Genomic DNA, 15,036 nt, shown 5'->3' with positions numbered 1-15,036 from the left:
ATTGGGCATTGGGCATTGGGCATTGGGCATTGGGCATGGGGCATTGGGCATTGGGAAAGAGGAGGCAGAAGTTCTTTAATTTTTAATTTTTAATTTTTAATTTTTAATTGATTTGTCTCCTCTGCTTCTTTTCTAAGGAACTGAAAGCAGAGTCAAAATATTTTGCTGCACCATATCTGGTGACTGGTCGCCGTTGATGTTTAACAAGCAGCGACGACGGTCGTAATATTCAAGGATGGGAATGGTGCGATCGTAGAATAATTCTACACGGCGTTGCACGATTTCCGGTTGGTCATCTGGTAGCGATCGCCCCAAGGATCGGCTAACCATGACTGCTTCCGGGACTTGGAGATAAATTGCCCAATCTAGCTTTTGCCCTAAATCATCCAATAAAAAATCTAATTCTTCAGCTTGGAAGGCAGTACGGGGATAACCTTCTAACACCCAATCGCAGTTAATATCTGGTTGTCTAAGGCGTATTCGGATCAATTCAATGATCATTTCGTCTGGAACTAACTCCCCTTTTTGCATGTAGGGCTGTGCGTGGTAGCCTAGTTCACTCAGGCTAGCGTAAACCGAAAGAGAAATTCGGGGATCGGCTTTTGACCATCGAAATTCCGGCAGGGGCTGATCCCCAGATATCGCTAACCGTAAAATCTCACCTGTAGAAATCAAAGGAATATCAAAGTATCTGCAAAGCCTTTGTGCTTGAGTGCTTTTCCCCGATCCTGAACCTCCCAGAATCACCAATCTCACAACAATTTACTCCTCATCCTGTCAAATTCACTACTTTCTAAGTCTGTTTTGCCCAAACAACCGAGAAATCTAACATTTAGCGATTTTCAGAGGTTATGCCCAGCTTTTTTAAATCATTGGAACTGTAACTCATGTGTTTTCATTTTTACAACTCCTTTCAGAGAAAAGACGAAAATTTAAATTAAAATAACTCTTGACTTCAATACAAACGTAGTGTTTGACTAAGAGTGCAATTTGCCAAATCCACCACACCTGTGAAAAACAGATTTATTATACAGGCAGATTTGTCAGAATTACCGCCAGCAAAAAAGTTAATTTATTGTATCTTTTTGAACTTAACCCTATGGTTGCCCAGCTAGAAACTCAGAGTATAAATTCAACCCTTACCTTACCATATCCAGTTGAAGGACTAGTGCAAGTTTTCACTAGCTCCCATCGTAACTTTTTTACGAGCGTTATGGCTCAAGCACTGAGAATAGCAGGACAAGGAACGCCAGTATTAATAGTGCAGTTTCTCAAAGGAGGTATTCGCCAAGGACAGGATCGACCCATACAATTAGGACAAAGTTTAGATTGGATTCGGTGCGATTTGCCTCGTTGTATCGATACGCCACATTTAGATGATACGGAAAACCAAGCCTTACAAAAGCTGTGGCAGTATACACAACTAGTAGTATGTGAGGGTAAGTATTCTCTCGTTGTCTTAGATGAGTTAAGTTTAGCGATTAACTTTGGTTTAATTCCTGAAACGGAAGTTTTAGCGTTTCTGGCAAAACGTCCTCCCCACGTCGATATCATTCTCACAGGGCCAGAGATGCCCAAATCTCTCTTGGATGTAGCAGATCAAATTACAGAGATCCGCCGGAGTTATCGACCCTAAACAAAATACTCAATTCACGGTATTCTAGTAATTCGGTTTGAATTAACGTTAGCAGCCAACTTGTGATTAAGAACGATATCTGGATTACTAAAATGGCTCAACAGGGTTTGATTTCGCCCTTTGAGCCAAGCCTAATACGTCAGCTTGAGAATTTACCTGTAATTTCATTTGGTCTTAGCAGCTTTGGTTATGACATCAGACTATCACCAGATGATTTTCGCATTTTTAGGCATATTCCAGGCACTGTCGTAGATCCAAAGAATTTTAATCCTGAAAACCTAGAGCGAACAGAACTCCATACAGATGTTAATGGCAAATACTTCATTCTGCCTGCCCACTCATATGGGCTTGGGGTTGCCTTCGAAAGGCTGGAAATACCAGATAATATTACGGTAATTTGTATAGGTAAGAGTACTTATGCTCGTTGCGGAATAATTGCAAATGTAACTCCAGCCGAAGCTGCTTGGCGTGGTTACTTGACACTAGAATTATCCAATGCTTCTAGTGCTGACTGCCGCATTTACGCCAGTGAAGGAATAGTACAGTTGATGTTTTTGGAGGGAGAAGCATGTGCTGTAAATTATGAAGCACGCCAGGGTAAATATCAAGACCAGCTAAAGGGTGTAACTCTGGCTAGGGTTTAAGCTCAAAAGAATTATTTAGTTTTCTCTCTGCTTTCTTTGGGAAATTTTTGTATGTCCTGTTGCTGTACAGACTGTAAAATCTGTACAATTTGAACTCCTGTTAAAAATATAGTTGCGATAGTTAGAAGAATAGTAAAATAAATTTGATTTGTCTCAATAAAATCTTTAAGTCTACTTAATACATGCTTTCTAGAGTTTCCGGCAATTTTTTTAGACCCTTTCTGATAAGGAATAACTCCTTTTTGGACATCAATTACATAAAGTGTACAAAAAACTTGTCCTTTCTTAAGTTCAATATTTCTTTTACCTAAATTGAAAACTGTGATGGAAAGTTTTCCTTGGTATCCAGGATCTATCTTGGATGATGTATTAGATAAACCATATTGCAAAAGAGATACTTTTGGAACTACATGACCAAATCTAGATTTGGGGAATTTAACTTCTTCAGCTGTCTCAATAATGACAGTAGATCCTGGTTGAAGAGATATTTTGCCGTTATCTAACAAATCAGTTTTACCAAAGTCTCTGTGATCTCTATATTCATCACCAACTTTTAAATCATAAGTTGCATTGCTAGACTCTGTATTACGAATTTGTTTGGTGTCAAGATTCAGTATAAAAATTACGTTTCCTTCAAGACCACCAGCTTTCTCATACTCTTCCGTAGTCTCTACGACTGTTCTGTTACTACCATCCAATATAAACGGGATAACACTCATCTTTTTGTCGAGCTTAAAAACCTGTCATCTCTTATACTGTTATATTTAGTAACCTTATTCTATAAAACAGTATTTTGGAGGAAAATATTGTGTCAAAAACTACCTAATTTATTAGTGTAAATATTAGAATTACTTAGAACTTGTTACGCTGGCTAAAGTTTAAGCAATTCAAAATAAAAGTTTGAGTTTTGAATTGTAACGTAGCCAGTAGGGATCTAATATCACTCTACCCAGACGCTACTTTTCATACCATTGTGCAACCGCCCTAAATCAAACCCAAATTTCGGAACGCCTAAGCGCGAAAAGATAACAGTATAAGGAGGCTCATAAGCGAATATTTAAGGTGCTAACCTTGCCTTACCTAAACGCTGCTTTTCATACCATTGTGCGATCGCAGGTGTCCAATCTTCAAAATGAGGCCACATCATTTCACACAACTTTTGAATTTCAAGTTGAGCATCTTTCTTATTTCTCAGGTCACAAAAATGTAAGAAAGACCTTAAATTGAAACTAACTACAAAATGCTGACGATAATCAAAAGGTACTTTACCACGGCTATGTTCTTCAGACATTCCAGCCTCAAAATCAGCTTTATACCGTTTAGCTGCTTCTAGACACCACTCCAAATCTTCTGTTCGTTGCTCTGGTGAATAGTGGTACTTTTTACCCTGTCTATCAGTGTAATAACCAACTGGACGTAGGTAAAAAACATCTTCTATGTCTTTCTTACCTTCTAATACATCAATAAATTGGTTGCCTGTGTACCTAAAAGACTGAACGTCAAATGATACTCCAACACGATGAGTACGAGCCTGCTGCATGACACTGTGGGGAAAGTAGCCACAGTTGAAAACAATCTGGGGATGCTCTAGAGGCCCATAGTGTCCCCTCTCACCTGCCAAAAGTCGCTTAACAATAACTTCGCCGCTTTGTGACTCTGAGGGCCAGGAGTCGCGCTCATCAAATACGAACCCATCAGTATAATCCTGGTGCATCGCGGCATAAATCACCTGCTGCGGGTTTGGTGTTTTGGCAATAACCTCTACTCGAAATCGATGCATTAGCTGTTGGAGAATGGATTTGTGAGGTAGTTCGATCTTCTCCCAAAGGGAGAGACTATCGCCAAGGGGGTTTCCGCCATCAGAAACTACCATGACTGAAAGTGCTTACGAAGAAGGAGCGCAGCCTGTTGGTTAGACATAGCTTTGAACTCGATCCATCATATCTCTGGCTTAGACTTCTACTTGACTAGATTAAGATACTTTACAAATATTAACAACTTTGTTACACTTATTTACATAACAGAGAAGACAGGGAAAAATCCATGCGTACAAACACTGCTATAATTGACGACCAAGGCAAACTGAACAACTTTGCGATCGAGCCAAGGGTTTATATAGATGAGCAAGGCGATCGCACAGGCTTCACGCCTTTTGCAGAACTGCTCAACGGTCGTTTAGCAATGATTGGTTTTGTCTCTCTGATAGCATTAGAAGTATTCACAGGACACGGTGTCGTTGGTGTTTTGACAAGTCTGTAAAAACTGATTCCTGTAACATAACTCTCAACAAAAATTAAGAGACGGTAAATTTACCGTCTCTTAATTTATGGAAAACTTAGTGGTAAAGTAAAATATACTGATAGCAAAAGCCGTTAGTTATCAGCATAAAGTTATCAGGTAAATTATGGCTTTAACTGCTTCAACTATGTTGCCGCTAGGCACAAAAGCACCAGATTTTGATCTACCGGAAGTGGTATCTGGAAAGGCAACTTCACTTTCCACCTTTGCAGATAAAAAAGCGCTGTTGGTAATGTTCATTTGTCGGCATTGCCCATTTGTCAAGCACGTTCAAAAAGAATTAGCGCAGTTAGGAAAAGATTATTTTACAAGTGATTTAGCGATCGTTGCCATTAGTGCTAATGATGCAAAGAATTACCCAGATGATGCCCCAGAGTCATTACAAGCATTTGCCACAGAACTAGGGTTTAATTTTACGTTATGCTATGACGAAAGCCAGGAAACGGCAAAAGCTTACACAGCAGCTTGCACACCAGATTTTTTTGTATTTGATGAACAACGACAACTTGTTTATCGGGGACAATTAGATGATAGCCGTCCCAGTAATGGTAAACCTGTTACGGGCGCAGATTTACGCGCAGCCATTGAAGCAGTGCTAGCGGGTAAACGTGTTACGAGTGAGCAAAAGCCGAGTGTTGGTTGCAATATTAAATGGAAACCTGGAAACCAACCCAGTTATTTTGGTTGAAAGGGATTGGGCATTGGGAAACTTGAAGTTCTGAGGTGAATGAATGAGTCTTTAATTTTCCTTGTCTCCCTTGTCCCCTCATCCCCCACTCCCCACTTCCCACTCCCCACAACTATCAGTGTTTAATTTCCAAATTAAGTATGTAGCATCCTAGTTGGACTTTTTCTGCCCACAATTCATATTCCAGACGCAAATGCTCTGGCAAAGGATGTCCGTTGAGAGTTAGGCTACTAGTAAAATTTCGTAAACGAATAGGATCGTTTGGTTGCAATGATTCAGTTGGCAACCAATAACGACTAATTCCATAAACACCTTGTTCCCAAAAGTGACGGTAACTCACTTGAGCGTTACCTTGCATAGTCATAATTACTCGGTATGGGGAAATTTCCAGCCACAAAATTCTGGGACTACTAGGAGCGTAAGCTTTGCTCTTACTTTGGGGAAGTGTGTCCTCTGGACTTAGGACACTCTCAACTTCGCAGTTAATTAGGGGCGGTGCAGTCAATAGCAAATGGAACCGGTCAGTGTCTTTTTGATACAATGTCCCGGCGGTTTCGACAACAGACCAGATTGGTAGGTCAGTGGAAATAAGTGATAAGCACACGGGCTTGCGGTGATGGGTGAGCATGGGAGCGATAAGGGCTAATAGCTATTGAACAAAGTCAAATGAACACTCTAGCTGTCTAATAGGTCAGGGTAAGAAACTAAATAGTAAAACAGGCTTAATATTAATGAATCCGCTAATTTGTTAAGCTACACAAATGCGGATATAAACAGGTAAAATGTCAGCCTAGACAGCAAAAACGATACTTTTTCTAGAGAGAGCTAATTTGTAAGTAAAGCTTGTAAATATTCTAAGGCTATAGCCTCAAAACAGTGCGAGTCGTTGTAGATGCTAAGAAACCTTCTTGAGGGAGACTTCCTGTAGATTGGAGTAAGTTTCATACAACAAAAAGCGATAGGATACTAGGCAGCAAGTCACCAGCAGCAACTTTATTTATTGCTGCTGAACTTCTGGTGTATTCAAAAGCCAGTGTATCCTAATGTCGGCTTCTGTTAGAACCGTAGAAACTCACGAAGACTTTTCTCACAAGTTAATTATTCCGCGGCCCCCTTTTGGCTCTTTTTACGGGGTCGCATCCGGTTATCTGCGGATAAATCTATCTCTCACCGTGCTTTAATGTTGGGCGCTCTAGCCGAAGGTGAAACTGAAATTCAGTAACTTCTCTTAGGAGAAGAACTCCGCAGCACTGGTAGTTGTTTTCAAGCTATAGATGTTCAAATTTCGGAAATGAGAACCAAAATTTGAATTGCCAAGGATAATTCTTTAGCGCCCTTGGCAATTCAAATTTTGCATTTACAGCATTTTCAGGTTTATAGACCACGGTTAGGACAGGGAGTAAGGAGTAGTCTGGTTGAATCTCCTGCCCTTCTGCCCCCTGACCAGAAATAAAAAGGTACAGAGCACCTCTGTTATAAAGTTCTGATGCCTGCGGCGGGCTGTGCCAACGGATAGCGCCACGGAGAGCGAGTCCGCGAGCGTCGGAAACCTCCGCTCAGACTTGGCGCTAAATTTATTTATGGAAAAATAAAAAATGTATTTCAAGACATGCAACGCAAGAAATACGGCGGACGCTGACTCAAAGCAACTAAATTTATTTATGGTTACTGAGCTTGTCGAAGTATGGGGTTCAAAATTTTAACTTTTGAATGAGTGACTTTTGACTTCCCCGAACGCGAGTGCGTCTCCAAGAGTTGGGGCTGACCCCTGACTACTTTTACTAGAAGATGAAAGTAGTACGAAGTACACCTACAATCGCTGTATCATTGGCGCTAAATCCTTCGGGGTTGAGGAGAAAATATACACCAGGGGTAACGCTGATATTGTCATTAACCCTGTAATTAAAAAATGTTTCTAAATGGTAGGGAGTCGTGTCTTCAGGACGAGTAGCAATTCCCCCTGTAGACTGTCGGTAAAGCGGCTGTCCAAAAATCACTGCTGCTGCGTTTCCTTTACAGAATACATCTCTAAAATACAACCCGGCTGACCAGCTACTAAATGTTGTGGAAGCATCCACATTCAACAAATCGGCGAAGAGTAAAGCACCCGATACTGAGAAGGATGTTTGAGGAGTAAACCGCCACGTTACTGTTGCACCAACGGAATCCACATTGATTGGCTCATTGAGAATTGCCAGTGTGGAGTTACCACCCACGTTCCCCAACTGTGCGACATTGGGAGCAAATCGAATAGAGCCAACATCAGCGCTACTCAAACCTGTACCCAGAATGTTGATTTTGTGGTAACTGTGTGCATAGTTGATCCCAATATCAAGATTTGAAATTGGTTTTAAGGTAAGTTGGGCTGCAAGCGCTCCTGTGCCGTTAAAGAAACCTCCCCCCAAAGGTGTATTCAACAGACTACGATCTTCTGGTAAAGATGATGTACCGTTGCCATATATGACTCCGAGTCCCACTTGTTGTGAAGGATTCCACAAAAAACCAACGCCTGCAAGTAAACCTGTGCCAGAAGTACCACCTGTGATTCGTACAGCAGCGTTATAGCCTGCAAATCGAGAAATTGCTCCCTGGCTATCGCTGGCGTAGGGAGTGATGGCAGGAAACACATCTGTAATCTCTGCATTTGTTGCAGCAAATACGGCAAATTGCTGGGACAAGGGTAAAACATACGCTAGCTTGTAGAGACTAACTGAATTCGCTCCGCCATCAGGTTGTAATGTCTGGGGGTTAAAACCAGGAAATTGAGGTTCAAAGCTTAACTTGGTTGAACCGGCGCTAAGAGCACTGGAATTTGGGAATAATTGGCCTTGAATGGTTCCTCGACTATAGAGTGAATCAGTTGCTCTGAAGTTGTAAGCTTGGAGGCCCACAATTAACAAGTCTGTGCCATTAAAGCTGCTGGTGAGATTTAGCCTGACACGATTATTGAAGACAACATTGGCATCTTGACTACCTGGTTCTCCACCCGTGCCTGTTGCCAAAGAAAAAATCACTTCAGCATTAAGTTTAGTGGTGGTAGAGAATTGTTGCTTTTCTAAGGTAGCTGTGCGACCTTCTAAGGCATCTATTCGACCACGCAATGTGGCCAGTTTAGATGCGAATTCTTCTTGAAGTTTTTGGAGAGTAACTAAATCTTCTTTCCTGACTAAATCACCAGTGCTGGAAGCAATCCGCTCGTTGATTCGGTCAAGGCAAGCATTTAAGCCAGCCGCAAACTCGTAACGGGTTAAGGTACGGTTCCCTCTGTATGTGCTATCAGGATATCCAGTAATGCAACCATAGCGTTCTACTACAGATTGTAGTGCTTGGAACGCCCAGTCTGTTGGTTTGACATCAGATAATTGAGATACAGAATTGACCTGAGCGTAGACACGTTCGCGGAGGGTTTCCAAGAGTTGTGGTTTGTCGTCAGACGTTGCATCAAAGTTAGGGCTAGCAATACTAGAATCAGAGGCATACTGACTTTGACTAAGCAGAGTTTCTACTTGAGGATTAGCAGTGTTCTCTGTTGTATATTTAGTTGGGTCAATTGCGAAATTTGCTCCGGTGACATTATGAAAACTTCTTACTTTATCAAATAGCTTTAACTCTTGCTCATCAGAAGTATTCGCAGCCGCAGGATATGCTCCCAGCAAAATTAAAGCTGTAAACAAGTACAGCCAACTGACTTTTCTAATATTGATTAATTGATGGTAATTCACACCTAACTCCTCACAAAAAATACATAACACCACTGTTTGATTCAGATTACCGTCTTGTTCACTAGCTAAATGTATTGCCAGACAGGACACAATAATGCCCTCGCCCAAATAAGTTTCTTTGGAGAGTCATAAATCACCAAAAACCAAGAGTTTTACCTCGCGTTTTGGGATAAAATTAATTAGTAAGATAAAGGAGTAACAGTAACATTCTTGTCATCCTGCCCATGCTTGAGTTACTATCTTTGAGTACCTACTATAATCTGCGAGTGTGGCAGTTACTTTACCAACCGTGCATTAAGCGATCGCTTCTTCGTCACTAATGTCAGAGAAATCCCGCCCGGTAGACACCGTTATTTATTGGTTGATAAATTGTATCAATCGTCTCGTCAATTACTTTTTGTAAATGTTGTGGATAAAAGTTAATATTTTGTTTAGCGAAAGCATTGAATTCTGTATCAAACATTCGGATGATTTCGCGGGATTCATTATTGACAATTGTCGCATTTTGGATATCCCATAAAACTGGAACTGTCACCCGGCCGCTATAGTTAGGGTCAGCCTTTAGATAAAGTTGCCAAAGATACTGAGTACCGTTGACTGTATCGGGAATGCACCCCGGTTCATCGCCAAATTCCCAGCTATTTTGATCAATTTCTGCTGCAACGACCGATAAACCAATGACATCTTGGAGTCCTTTCAATTGGCGGATAATGGCGGTGCGACACGCCCAAGGGCAAGCCCAAGAAATATACAGATGATAGCGCCCCGCTTCAGCTTTCAAACCACTAGAACCATCAGATGTAATGTGGTTGCGGAAAGTTGTTGATGGACGGATAAATTTACCTTCTGAGTCTTCTTGATCCCTTTGAGATACCCACTGACCATCCTTAAGAATTCCCAAACCCATAATTATCTCCTTAGTTATTAGTCAACAGTCAAGAATCTAAAACTCTGGACTTTTGACTTTTGACTATTCAGCGTTGAGGATTTTTGGTACTTTGAAAAATTCGCGTTCTTGTTCAGGCGCATTGTTGAGGATGCTTTCCCGGTCTGGATAGGGTTGCAATTCATCCTCTCGTGTGATATTGCTGACATCAATTGCCCGTGTTGTTGGAGACACATTACTGACATCAAGTTCATTCAACTGTTCAATATAATCCAGAATATTTCCTAACTGGATAGTGAATTGTTCCTCTTCTTCTGGAGTCAATTCTAAACGAGCAAGATTAGCTACTTTATGAACTTGTTCTTGGTCAATCATATTTTTTTAGTTAGAGACGCGATTAATCGCGTCTGTACAGCAGTGAGGAGAGACGCGATTAATCGCGTCTGTACAGCAGGGAGGAGAGACGCGATTAATCGCGTCTGTACAGCAGGGAGGAGTTAGGAGTGAATGATTCATGATTCCTAACTCTTCACTTTTAGAAGAATACGTCAATTTGCGATCGCCCACTGGTTTTTAGCCAATTTTGGGCTTCGATGTAGTTATTGGGAGCCATGCGAATAGCTCGAATCCAATAGTCTGCGGCTTGGTCAAAGAGTGCTTCGCCAGCCTCGTTATCTCCAGCTTCTTTCTCTTTTTCGCCTTGGTAGTGATAAATCACGGCGATGTTGTTCAAGGCTTGGGGCATACGTGGGTTTAACTCAATTGCCTGGTGATACAGTTCTAAAGCTTTGTTGTGGTCGCCATTGCTGGCATAGATTAGCCCCATATTGTAGAGAATATAGCCGCGATCGTTGGTGTCTTCTTCTAGTGTTAAAGCTTCTTCATAATATTCCAATGCTTCAGCATATTCCCCTTCTGCTTGGGCCGACATGCCATCTCGATAATAAACAAACGCTTCTTTAGCTTTTTTGTTGGTTGGCAGGATCTTCAGGATGATATCTGCCATAACTGTAAAAGATTTGTCAACAAAATTATCGTTTTTTTGTGTTCTTGGCATATTTTTCTCTGGATATTGGGCATTGGGGCATTGGGCATTGGGCATTGGGCATTGGGCATTGGGCATGGGGCATTGGGCAATAATCAATAGTTTTTTTCCCTGTTCCCCATCTCCCTCATCTCGCCAATCCCCTAGCACACTCAATAGCTAATTTAACTGATTTGCGGGTGCATTCTGATCACTGAGGGGTATGATGCATTCCGAACTATTATGCCGGGCGTTATTGACCAAGGTGCTAACTGGATAGGCAGTCATTGCTGGCGCTGGATAAGGACGCAATAGTTGCTGTAAGGTTTGGGGTGTTTGTACTTGTGAATCTAGCCATAAATCGTAATCTTGCGGGTCTAGAATCACTGGCATCCGCTCGTGGATAGGTTGGAGTAATTCGTTAGCTGCCGTTGTCAAAATTGTACAAGAGATTATTTCCTCGTCAGCAGGCGATCGCCATTTCTCCCACAAACCTGCAAAGCCGAAGGGTTGTCCATCTTGAAGGCGAAAATAGAATGGCTGCTTCTTACCTTGTTGCCGTTGCCACTCATAAAAGCCATCAGCTAGCACTAAACAGCGTCTGTGCTTAAAAGCCGAACGAAAAGCGGGTTTTTCGGCAACAGTTTCTGCCCTAGCGTTAATCAGCTTTGCCCCCATTCCTGCATCTTTCGCCCATGACGGAATTAAGCCCCAATGCAACTGCTTAAATTCACGCTTTTCACTTTCGGGATTTTGTAACACTGTTGCCACCATTTGCGTAGGTGCAATGTTATATTCTGCTGCTAAATCTGGAACTGCCTCAACACGGAAAAGTTGAGCTAAACTTGCTGCCGACTGGTTTAGAGTAAATCTTCCACACATACTTTTATTCTCGACCACTGACTAAATTAAACATCTCAATCTAGAAATAAATAATACTTTTTTGATTTTCTTGAATAATTTTATCTAGTACTCAGAAGCCAAATATCAAAACAATTATCCGGTTTTGGCAAAATATTTTGGTAAAATATTGTATTTTGAACCTTCACTTATCAACATATTCCTAACTGGATTTTAGCATGGAACTACTGCGTTTGTACGATTTTTTACCTTCTGGTAATGGTTATAAGATACGTCTTTTATTGACACAACTAGGTATACCTTTTGAGAGGGTAGAGCTTAACATCTTGAAAGGGGAGACTCGAACACCAGAATTTTTAAGTAAAAATCCTAACGGTAAGATACCTCTTCTGGAAATTAAGCCAGGGAAATACTTGGCAGAATCAAATGCCATATTGGTGTATCTGAGTGAATGCACAGAATTTTTACCCTATGACCGATTTTTACGATCGCAGGTGCTGCAATGGTTATGCTTTGAACAGTATAGCCATGAACCTTTTATTGCTACATTAAGATTTTGGATTTCTATTTTAGATAAAACTGAAGAATATAGTGAAGCTATCAAGCAAAAACGTGAATCAGGTTATGCAGCACTTAACTTGATGGAAAAACACTTAAGTTCTCACACTTTTTTTGTGGCAGAGCGTTACACGATTGCTGATATTGCCTTATTTGCTTACACTCATGTAGCTGATGAAGGTGGGTTCGATTTAGCACAATTTCCTGCTATCCAAGCTTGGATAGAACTCGTCAAAGCTCAACCCAGGTATATCAGTATTACACAAGCTTAAACAATTCCTAATTCCAAAGCCAAAATGAATACAGTGTAAGCGTTTTATTAATTTGAAATCGTTGGTTTATTTGGGCCACATTCTACTAGATATCTGTATCAATTTCTATCAACTTTTGCCGGGCGGACAAACCTGACTTAATTCTGATATGAGATTTGTTTAGATCAAATTTATCTGCTAGTAGTTTAATTAACTCTTCATTCGCCTTACCATCGACTGGGGGCGATTTTAAATACACAGTCAGACTGCCATCAGGTTGTTCTTCAATCTTTTGGTGTTTTGAATTAGGTTTAACCTTAACTTTTTTTTGCATAACCTATTCATACTAAAAACAAAAAGACTCTTACCTAAATGTAATACATGAGTTCCTTCTGTTTTCGGATTGCTCTTCGTTCACAAAGGTCTTGCAGTGTATATTTTTCCAAAACGGAGTTGGCAGCCTGACGTGCTTCCTGCCAGACTTCCTGAATTAGCTCACCTTCTACCGTGTTGGGAGTCGGCTCACAAGTAGAGACAACAATATCTGACCCTTCCATGCAGCTAAAAGCATCCAATACTGTAATCTTCTGGGGGTCTCGTGCCAGAACATAGCCACCTTTGGCTCCGCGTATACTGTTAATTAAACCTCCACGCCTTAATGTTGCTAGGAGTTGTTCCAAATAACGGTTTGGTATGTCTTGCAATGCCGCTATCTCTCGAATTTGCAGGGCTTCACCCTTAGGGTAGCAGGCTGCCAACTCTAACAGGGCTAGAAGTGCGTATTCTGATTTGTTAGAGATTACCACAGGCGTAATATTTTCAACTCACATTTAAAGATAAAAAGTCTTTGAGTTCGTTTCCCTAAGCTACTGTTAAGAAAAACTTTACAATCAACTTATTGTTGACCGGTTAACTTTACTTTAAAGACCTTAATGCATAAAAGCAATTATATTTCCTTTTTAATTCAATAAAAAAAAATGATTAATTATTTTCGACTTTATTATTCTGCAACTTTGGACTATCGAATTGGAGGGCAGCAAAATTCTTAGTGGAAGTCGTTATACAGGCAAATTTCTGGAAAATGGCAGAATGACTGTAAAGGTAGTTCCCGCACTGATCGCACTTTCGACAATAATCTCGCCCTGATGTAAATCTACAGCCTGCTTGACGATGGACATCCCCAATCCCATTCCTGAGATATTGCTGGCATTACTGGCGCGATGAAAGGGTTCAAAGATGTGTTCGATGTCAGAAGGGGGAATGCCAATACCAGAGTCTTGAGTCTGGAATATAGCTTGATCGTTGGCAGTGGTGACAGAAAATCTAATTATACTGCCAACGGGAGAGTATTTTAGACAATTCGAGAATAAATTACTCAAAATTTGCCGCAGTAGTTTAGCGTCTAAGTTAGCTGATGTGCATTGGCACTCGCCGCTAAAAACGATCGCATGTTGTGAGCGATCGCTCTGTTGTAATTCTTCTAAGAGATCGCGGCAAAATTCCACCAGATTCAGGGGTGTTGGATTCAATTCTAACTTGCCTGTTTCATCCTGACTCAGCATCAATACATCATTTAACAACTGGGTCATGTGCATAACTGATGTTTGAATGCGACGCAGGTGGGTATTTTGTCGTTCGTCGCTCCATAGATGGCGATAATGTTCTAGTAGTTCCGCAGAAGAGTGGATGGTTGCCAAAGGGGTGCGAAACTCATGGGAGGTGATGGTGAGCAAACGAGATTTAAGTTCACTAAACTGCCTTTCTTTGGCAAGCGCTTGTCGCATCGCCTCTTCTGCACATTGCAGCTTGGCTTGGGTTCGCTTGCTTTCGCTAATGTCCCGGAATAGCCAGCGCAGACCGACTAACTTACTATATTGATTACGGATAGCAACCATCTTCACGGCAGCAATAATCGGCGTTCTATTACGTGGTCGCAGGTTTACTTCCCACTCTTGGATTTTCCAGTCTGGAATTTCGGCATGATCGCGCAGATTAGCCAGTTTCAAATCAAAAGCAACCAATTCTTTCTCAAGCACATAAATCTCCAGGAGTTCGCCTAAAAGGAAACTCTTGGAAATGTTTAGGAGGGTAGTGGCGGCAGAATTAGCTTCCTGAATTACCCCTTTGGTATCAGTTACCAAATAAGCGTCTGGTACTTCTTCAAACAGTTCTTGGTAGCGTTGACGTTGTGCCACCAAATCCTGTTGAGTGTTAAATAATTCTTCATTCTGTTCCTGTAGGTCTTCATTAGCTATTTGCAGTTCTTCCAAAGCTAGGTGGATTTCTTGGAATACTGCGGTGAGGAGTTCAATATCTTTTTGTGCTTTTTGCTGTTCACTTTGGCGTTGCAAAAGGGCGACGCGCTTACGCATATTCTCTAACTGTAAAGCTAAATCGTCCACATTCACTCTCTTACTCCTAATTTGGATATCTAAAGTTGGGTTTTATTTGAGATTCCCTACTTGGAT

17 protein-coding genes and 2 pseudogenes are annotated in these 15,036 nt (G+C 41.2%); 6 read left to right on the top strand and 13 right to left on the bottom strand.

Features of this window, described 5'->3' with window-relative positions; all coding sequences use genetic code 11:
• Positions 1-132: 132 nt before the first annotated feature.
• Positions 133-756: a nucleoside monophosphate kinase gene (locus PUQ00_RS04360; protein WP_300413523.1), complete on the bottom strand. Its 624-nt coding sequence runs from the start codon at positions 754-756 to the stop codon at positions 133-135.
• 343 nt (positions 757-1,099) lie between these two features.
• Between PUQ00_RS04360 and PUQ00_RS04355 the strand changes: the two genes are divergently transcribed.
• Together PUQ00_RS04355 and dcd are read left to right on the top strand one after the other, a co-directional pair.
• The gene (locus tag PUQ00_RS04355; protein ID WP_300413538.1) at positions 1,100-1,636 is read left to right on the top strand and encodes a P-loop NTPase family protein; all 537 of its coding nucleotides are present in this window, start codon (positions 1,100-1,102) and stop codon (positions 1,634-1,636) included.
• A 92-nt stretch (positions 1,637-1,728) separates the two neighbouring features.
• Positions 1,729-2,280 carry a dCTP deaminase gene (gene dcd / locus PUQ00_RS04350; protein ID WP_300413537.1) on the top strand — a complete coding sequence of 184 codons (552 nt, stop codon included), beginning with the start codon at positions 1,729-1,731 and terminating at the stop codon, positions 2,278-2,280.
• Positions 2,281-2,291: 11 nt separating this feature from the next.
• Here dcd and PUQ00_RS04345 read toward each other — a convergent pair whose 3' ends face one another.
• Complete coding sequence (locus PUQ00_RS04345) at positions 2,292-2,999, bottom strand: hypothetical protein (RefSeq protein WP_300413521.1); 708 nt, start codon at positions 2,997-2,999, stop codon at positions 2,292-2,294.
• 338 nt (positions 3,000-3,337) lie between these two features.
• Positions 3,338-4,060 (bottom strand): FAD-dependent thymidylate synthase, encoded by a 723-nt coding sequence (gene thyX, locus PUQ00_RS04340; protein ID WP_300413536.1) that lies wholly within the window; start codon positions 4,058-4,060, stop codon positions 3,338-3,340.
• 263 nt (positions 4,061-4,323) lie between these two features.
• Between thyX and PUQ00_RS04335 the strand changes: the two genes are divergently transcribed.
• A complete protein-coding gene (locus tag PUQ00_RS04335; protein WP_300413519.1) occupies positions 4,324-4,539 on the top strand; it encodes a chlorophyll a/b-binding protein in 216 nt (71 codons plus the stop codon).
• Between the two features lie 145 nt (positions 4,540-4,684).
• Complete coding sequence (locus PUQ00_RS04330; protein WP_300413517.1) at positions 4,685-5,266, top strand: thioredoxin family protein; 582 nt, start codon at positions 4,685-4,687, stop codon at positions 5,264-5,266.
• Positions 5,267-5,381: 115 nt separating this feature from the next.
• Here the strand turns inward: PUQ00_RS04330 and PUQ00_RS04325 are convergent, their stop codons facing one another.
• Positions 5,382-5,894, bottom strand: coding sequence for a hypothetical protein (locus PUQ00_RS04325; RefSeq protein WP_300413515.1), 513 nt, complete (start codon positions 5,892-5,894; stop codon positions 5,382-5,384).
• Positions 5,895-6,309: 415 nt separating this feature from the next.
• Here PUQ00_RS04325 and PUQ00_RS04320 point away from each other — a divergent pair.
• Positions 6,310-6,572: pseudogene (locus PUQ00_RS04320) on the top strand (3-phosphoshikimate 1-carboxyvinyltransferase); the annotation flags it as partial.
• A 475-nt stretch (positions 6,573-7,047) separates the two neighbouring features.
• Here PUQ00_RS04320 and PUQ00_RS04315 read toward each other — a convergent pair.
• From PUQ00_RS04315 to PUQ00_RS04290, 6 genes and pseudogenes are all read right to left on the bottom strand, one after another.
• Complete coding sequence (locus PUQ00_RS04315; RefSeq protein ID WP_300413513.1) at positions 7,048-9,078, bottom strand: iron uptake porin; 2,031 nt, start codon at positions 9,076-9,078, stop codon at positions 7,048-7,050.
• 238 nt (positions 9,079-9,316) lie between these two features.
• A pseudogene (locus PUQ00_RS04310) lies at positions 9,317-9,895 on the bottom strand (glutathione S-transferase family protein); the annotation flags it as partial.
• A 63-nt stretch (positions 9,896-9,958) separates the two neighbouring features.
• The gene (gene gatC / locus PUQ00_RS04305) at positions 9,959-10,249 is read right to left on the bottom strand and encodes an Asp-tRNA(Asn)/Glu-tRNA(Gln) amidotransferase subunit GatC (RefSeq protein WP_300413511.1); all 291 of its coding nucleotides are present in this window, start codon (positions 10,247-10,249) and stop codon (positions 9,959-9,961) included.
• Positions 10,250-10,255: 6 nt separating this feature from the next.
• Positions 10,256-10,390, bottom strand: coding sequence for a hypothetical protein (locus PUQ00_RS04300; protein WP_300413510.1), 135 nt, complete (start codon positions 10,388-10,390; stop codon positions 10,256-10,258).
• A 19-nt stretch (positions 10,391-10,409) separates the two neighbouring features.
• Positions 10,410-10,931 carry a photosystem I assembly protein Ycf3 gene (locus PUQ00_RS04295; protein ID WP_300413535.1) on the bottom strand — a complete coding sequence of 174 codons (522 nt, stop codon included), beginning with the start codon at positions 10,929-10,931 and terminating at the stop codon, positions 10,410-10,412.
• Between the two features lie 147 nt (positions 10,932-11,078).
• The gene (locus tag PUQ00_RS04290) at positions 11,079-11,780 is read right to left on the bottom strand and encodes an SOS response-associated peptidase (protein WP_300413508.1); all 702 of its coding nucleotides are present in this window, start codon (positions 11,778-11,780) and stop codon (positions 11,079-11,081) included.
• Positions 11,781-11,977: 197 nt separating this feature from the next.
• Here PUQ00_RS04290 and PUQ00_RS04285 point away from each other — a divergent pair, with 197 nt between their 5' ends.
• Positions 11,978-12,589, top strand: a complete 612-nt coding sequence (locus PUQ00_RS04285; RefSeq protein ID WP_300413506.1) for a glutathione S-transferase family protein — start codon at positions 11,978-11,980, stop codon at positions 12,587-12,589.
• Positions 12,590-12,674: 85 nt separating this feature from the next.
• Here the strand turns inward: PUQ00_RS04285 and PUQ00_RS04280 are convergent, their stop codons facing one another.
• From PUQ00_RS04280 to PUQ00_RS04270, 3 genes are all read right to left on the bottom strand, one after another.
• Complete coding sequence (locus tag PUQ00_RS04280; protein WP_300413504.1) at positions 12,675-12,902, bottom strand: DUF167 domain-containing protein; 228 nt, start codon at positions 12,900-12,902, stop codon at positions 12,675-12,677.
• A 34-nt stretch (positions 12,903-12,936) separates the two neighbouring features.
• A complete protein-coding gene (locus PUQ00_RS04275; protein WP_300413502.1) occupies positions 12,937-13,374 on the bottom strand; it encodes an Rrf2 family transcriptional regulator in 438 nt (145 codons plus the stop codon).
• A 252-nt stretch (positions 13,375-13,626) separates the two neighbouring features.
• Positions 13,627-14,976, bottom strand: coding sequence for an ATP-binding protein (locus tag PUQ00_RS04270; protein ID WP_300413500.1), 1,350 nt, complete (start codon positions 14,974-14,976; stop codon positions 13,627-13,629).
• Positions 14,977-15,036: the final 60 nt, after the last annotated feature.

Source organism: Nostoc sp. S13, from assembly GCF_029379315.1.
Taxonomy (GTDB): Bacteria; Cyanobacteriota; Cyanobacteriia; order Cyanobacteriales; family Nostocaceae; genus Nostoc.
Note: the sequence above shows the minus strand (reverse complement) of the source record. Positions and strands in the feature narration are given on the sequence as shown.

Coding starts and splice junctions, on each gene's coding strand:
- gatC (WP_300413511.1), bottom strand. CDS start 10,249: ATGATTGACCAAGAACAAGTTCATAAAGTAGCTAATCTTGCTCGTTTA.
- PUQ00_RS04285 (WP_300413506.1), top strand. CDS start 11,978: ATGGAACTACTGCGTTTGTACGATTTTTTACCTTCTGGTAATGGTTAT.
- PUQ00_RS04335 (WP_300413519.1), top strand. CDS start 4,324: ATGCGTACAAACACTGCTATAATTGACGACCAAGGCAAACTGAACAAC.
- thyX (WP_300413536.1), bottom strand. CDS start 4,060: ATGCATCGATTTCGAGTAGAGGTTATTGCCAAAACACCAAACCCGCAG.
- PUQ00_RS04355 (WP_300413538.1), top strand. CDS start 1,100: ATGGTTGCCCAGCTAGAAACTCAGAGTATAAATTCAACCCTTACCTTA.
- PUQ00_RS04330 (WP_300413517.1), top strand. CDS start 4,685: ATGGCTTTAACTGCTTCAACTATGTTGCCGCTAGGCACAAAAGCACCA.
- PUQ00_RS04290 (WP_300413508.1), bottom strand. CDS start 11,780: ATGTGTGGAAGATTTACTCTAAACCAGTCGGCAGCAAGTTTAGCTCAA.
- PUQ00_RS04300 (WP_300413510.1), bottom strand. CDS start 10,390: ATGAATCATTCACTCCTAACTCCTCCCTGCTGTACAGACGCGATTAAT.
- PUQ00_RS04280 (WP_300413504.1), bottom strand. CDS start 12,902: ATGCAAAAAAAAGTTAAGGTTAAACCTAATTCAAAACACCAAAAGATT.
- PUQ00_RS04325 (WP_300413515.1), bottom strand. CDS start 5,894: ATGCTCACCCATCACCGCAAGCCCGTGTGCTTATCACTTATTTCCACT.
- PUQ00_RS04295 (WP_300413535.1), bottom strand. CDS start 10,931: ATGCCAAGAACACAAAAAAACGATAATTTTGTTGACAAATCTTTTACA.
- PUQ00_RS04345 (WP_300413521.1), bottom strand. CDS start 2,999: ATGAGTGTTATCCCGTTTATATTGGATGGTAGTAACAGAACAGTCGTA.
- dcd (WP_300413537.1), top strand. CDS start 1,729: ATGGCTCAACAGGGTTTGATTTCGCCCTTTGAGCCAAGCCTAATACGT.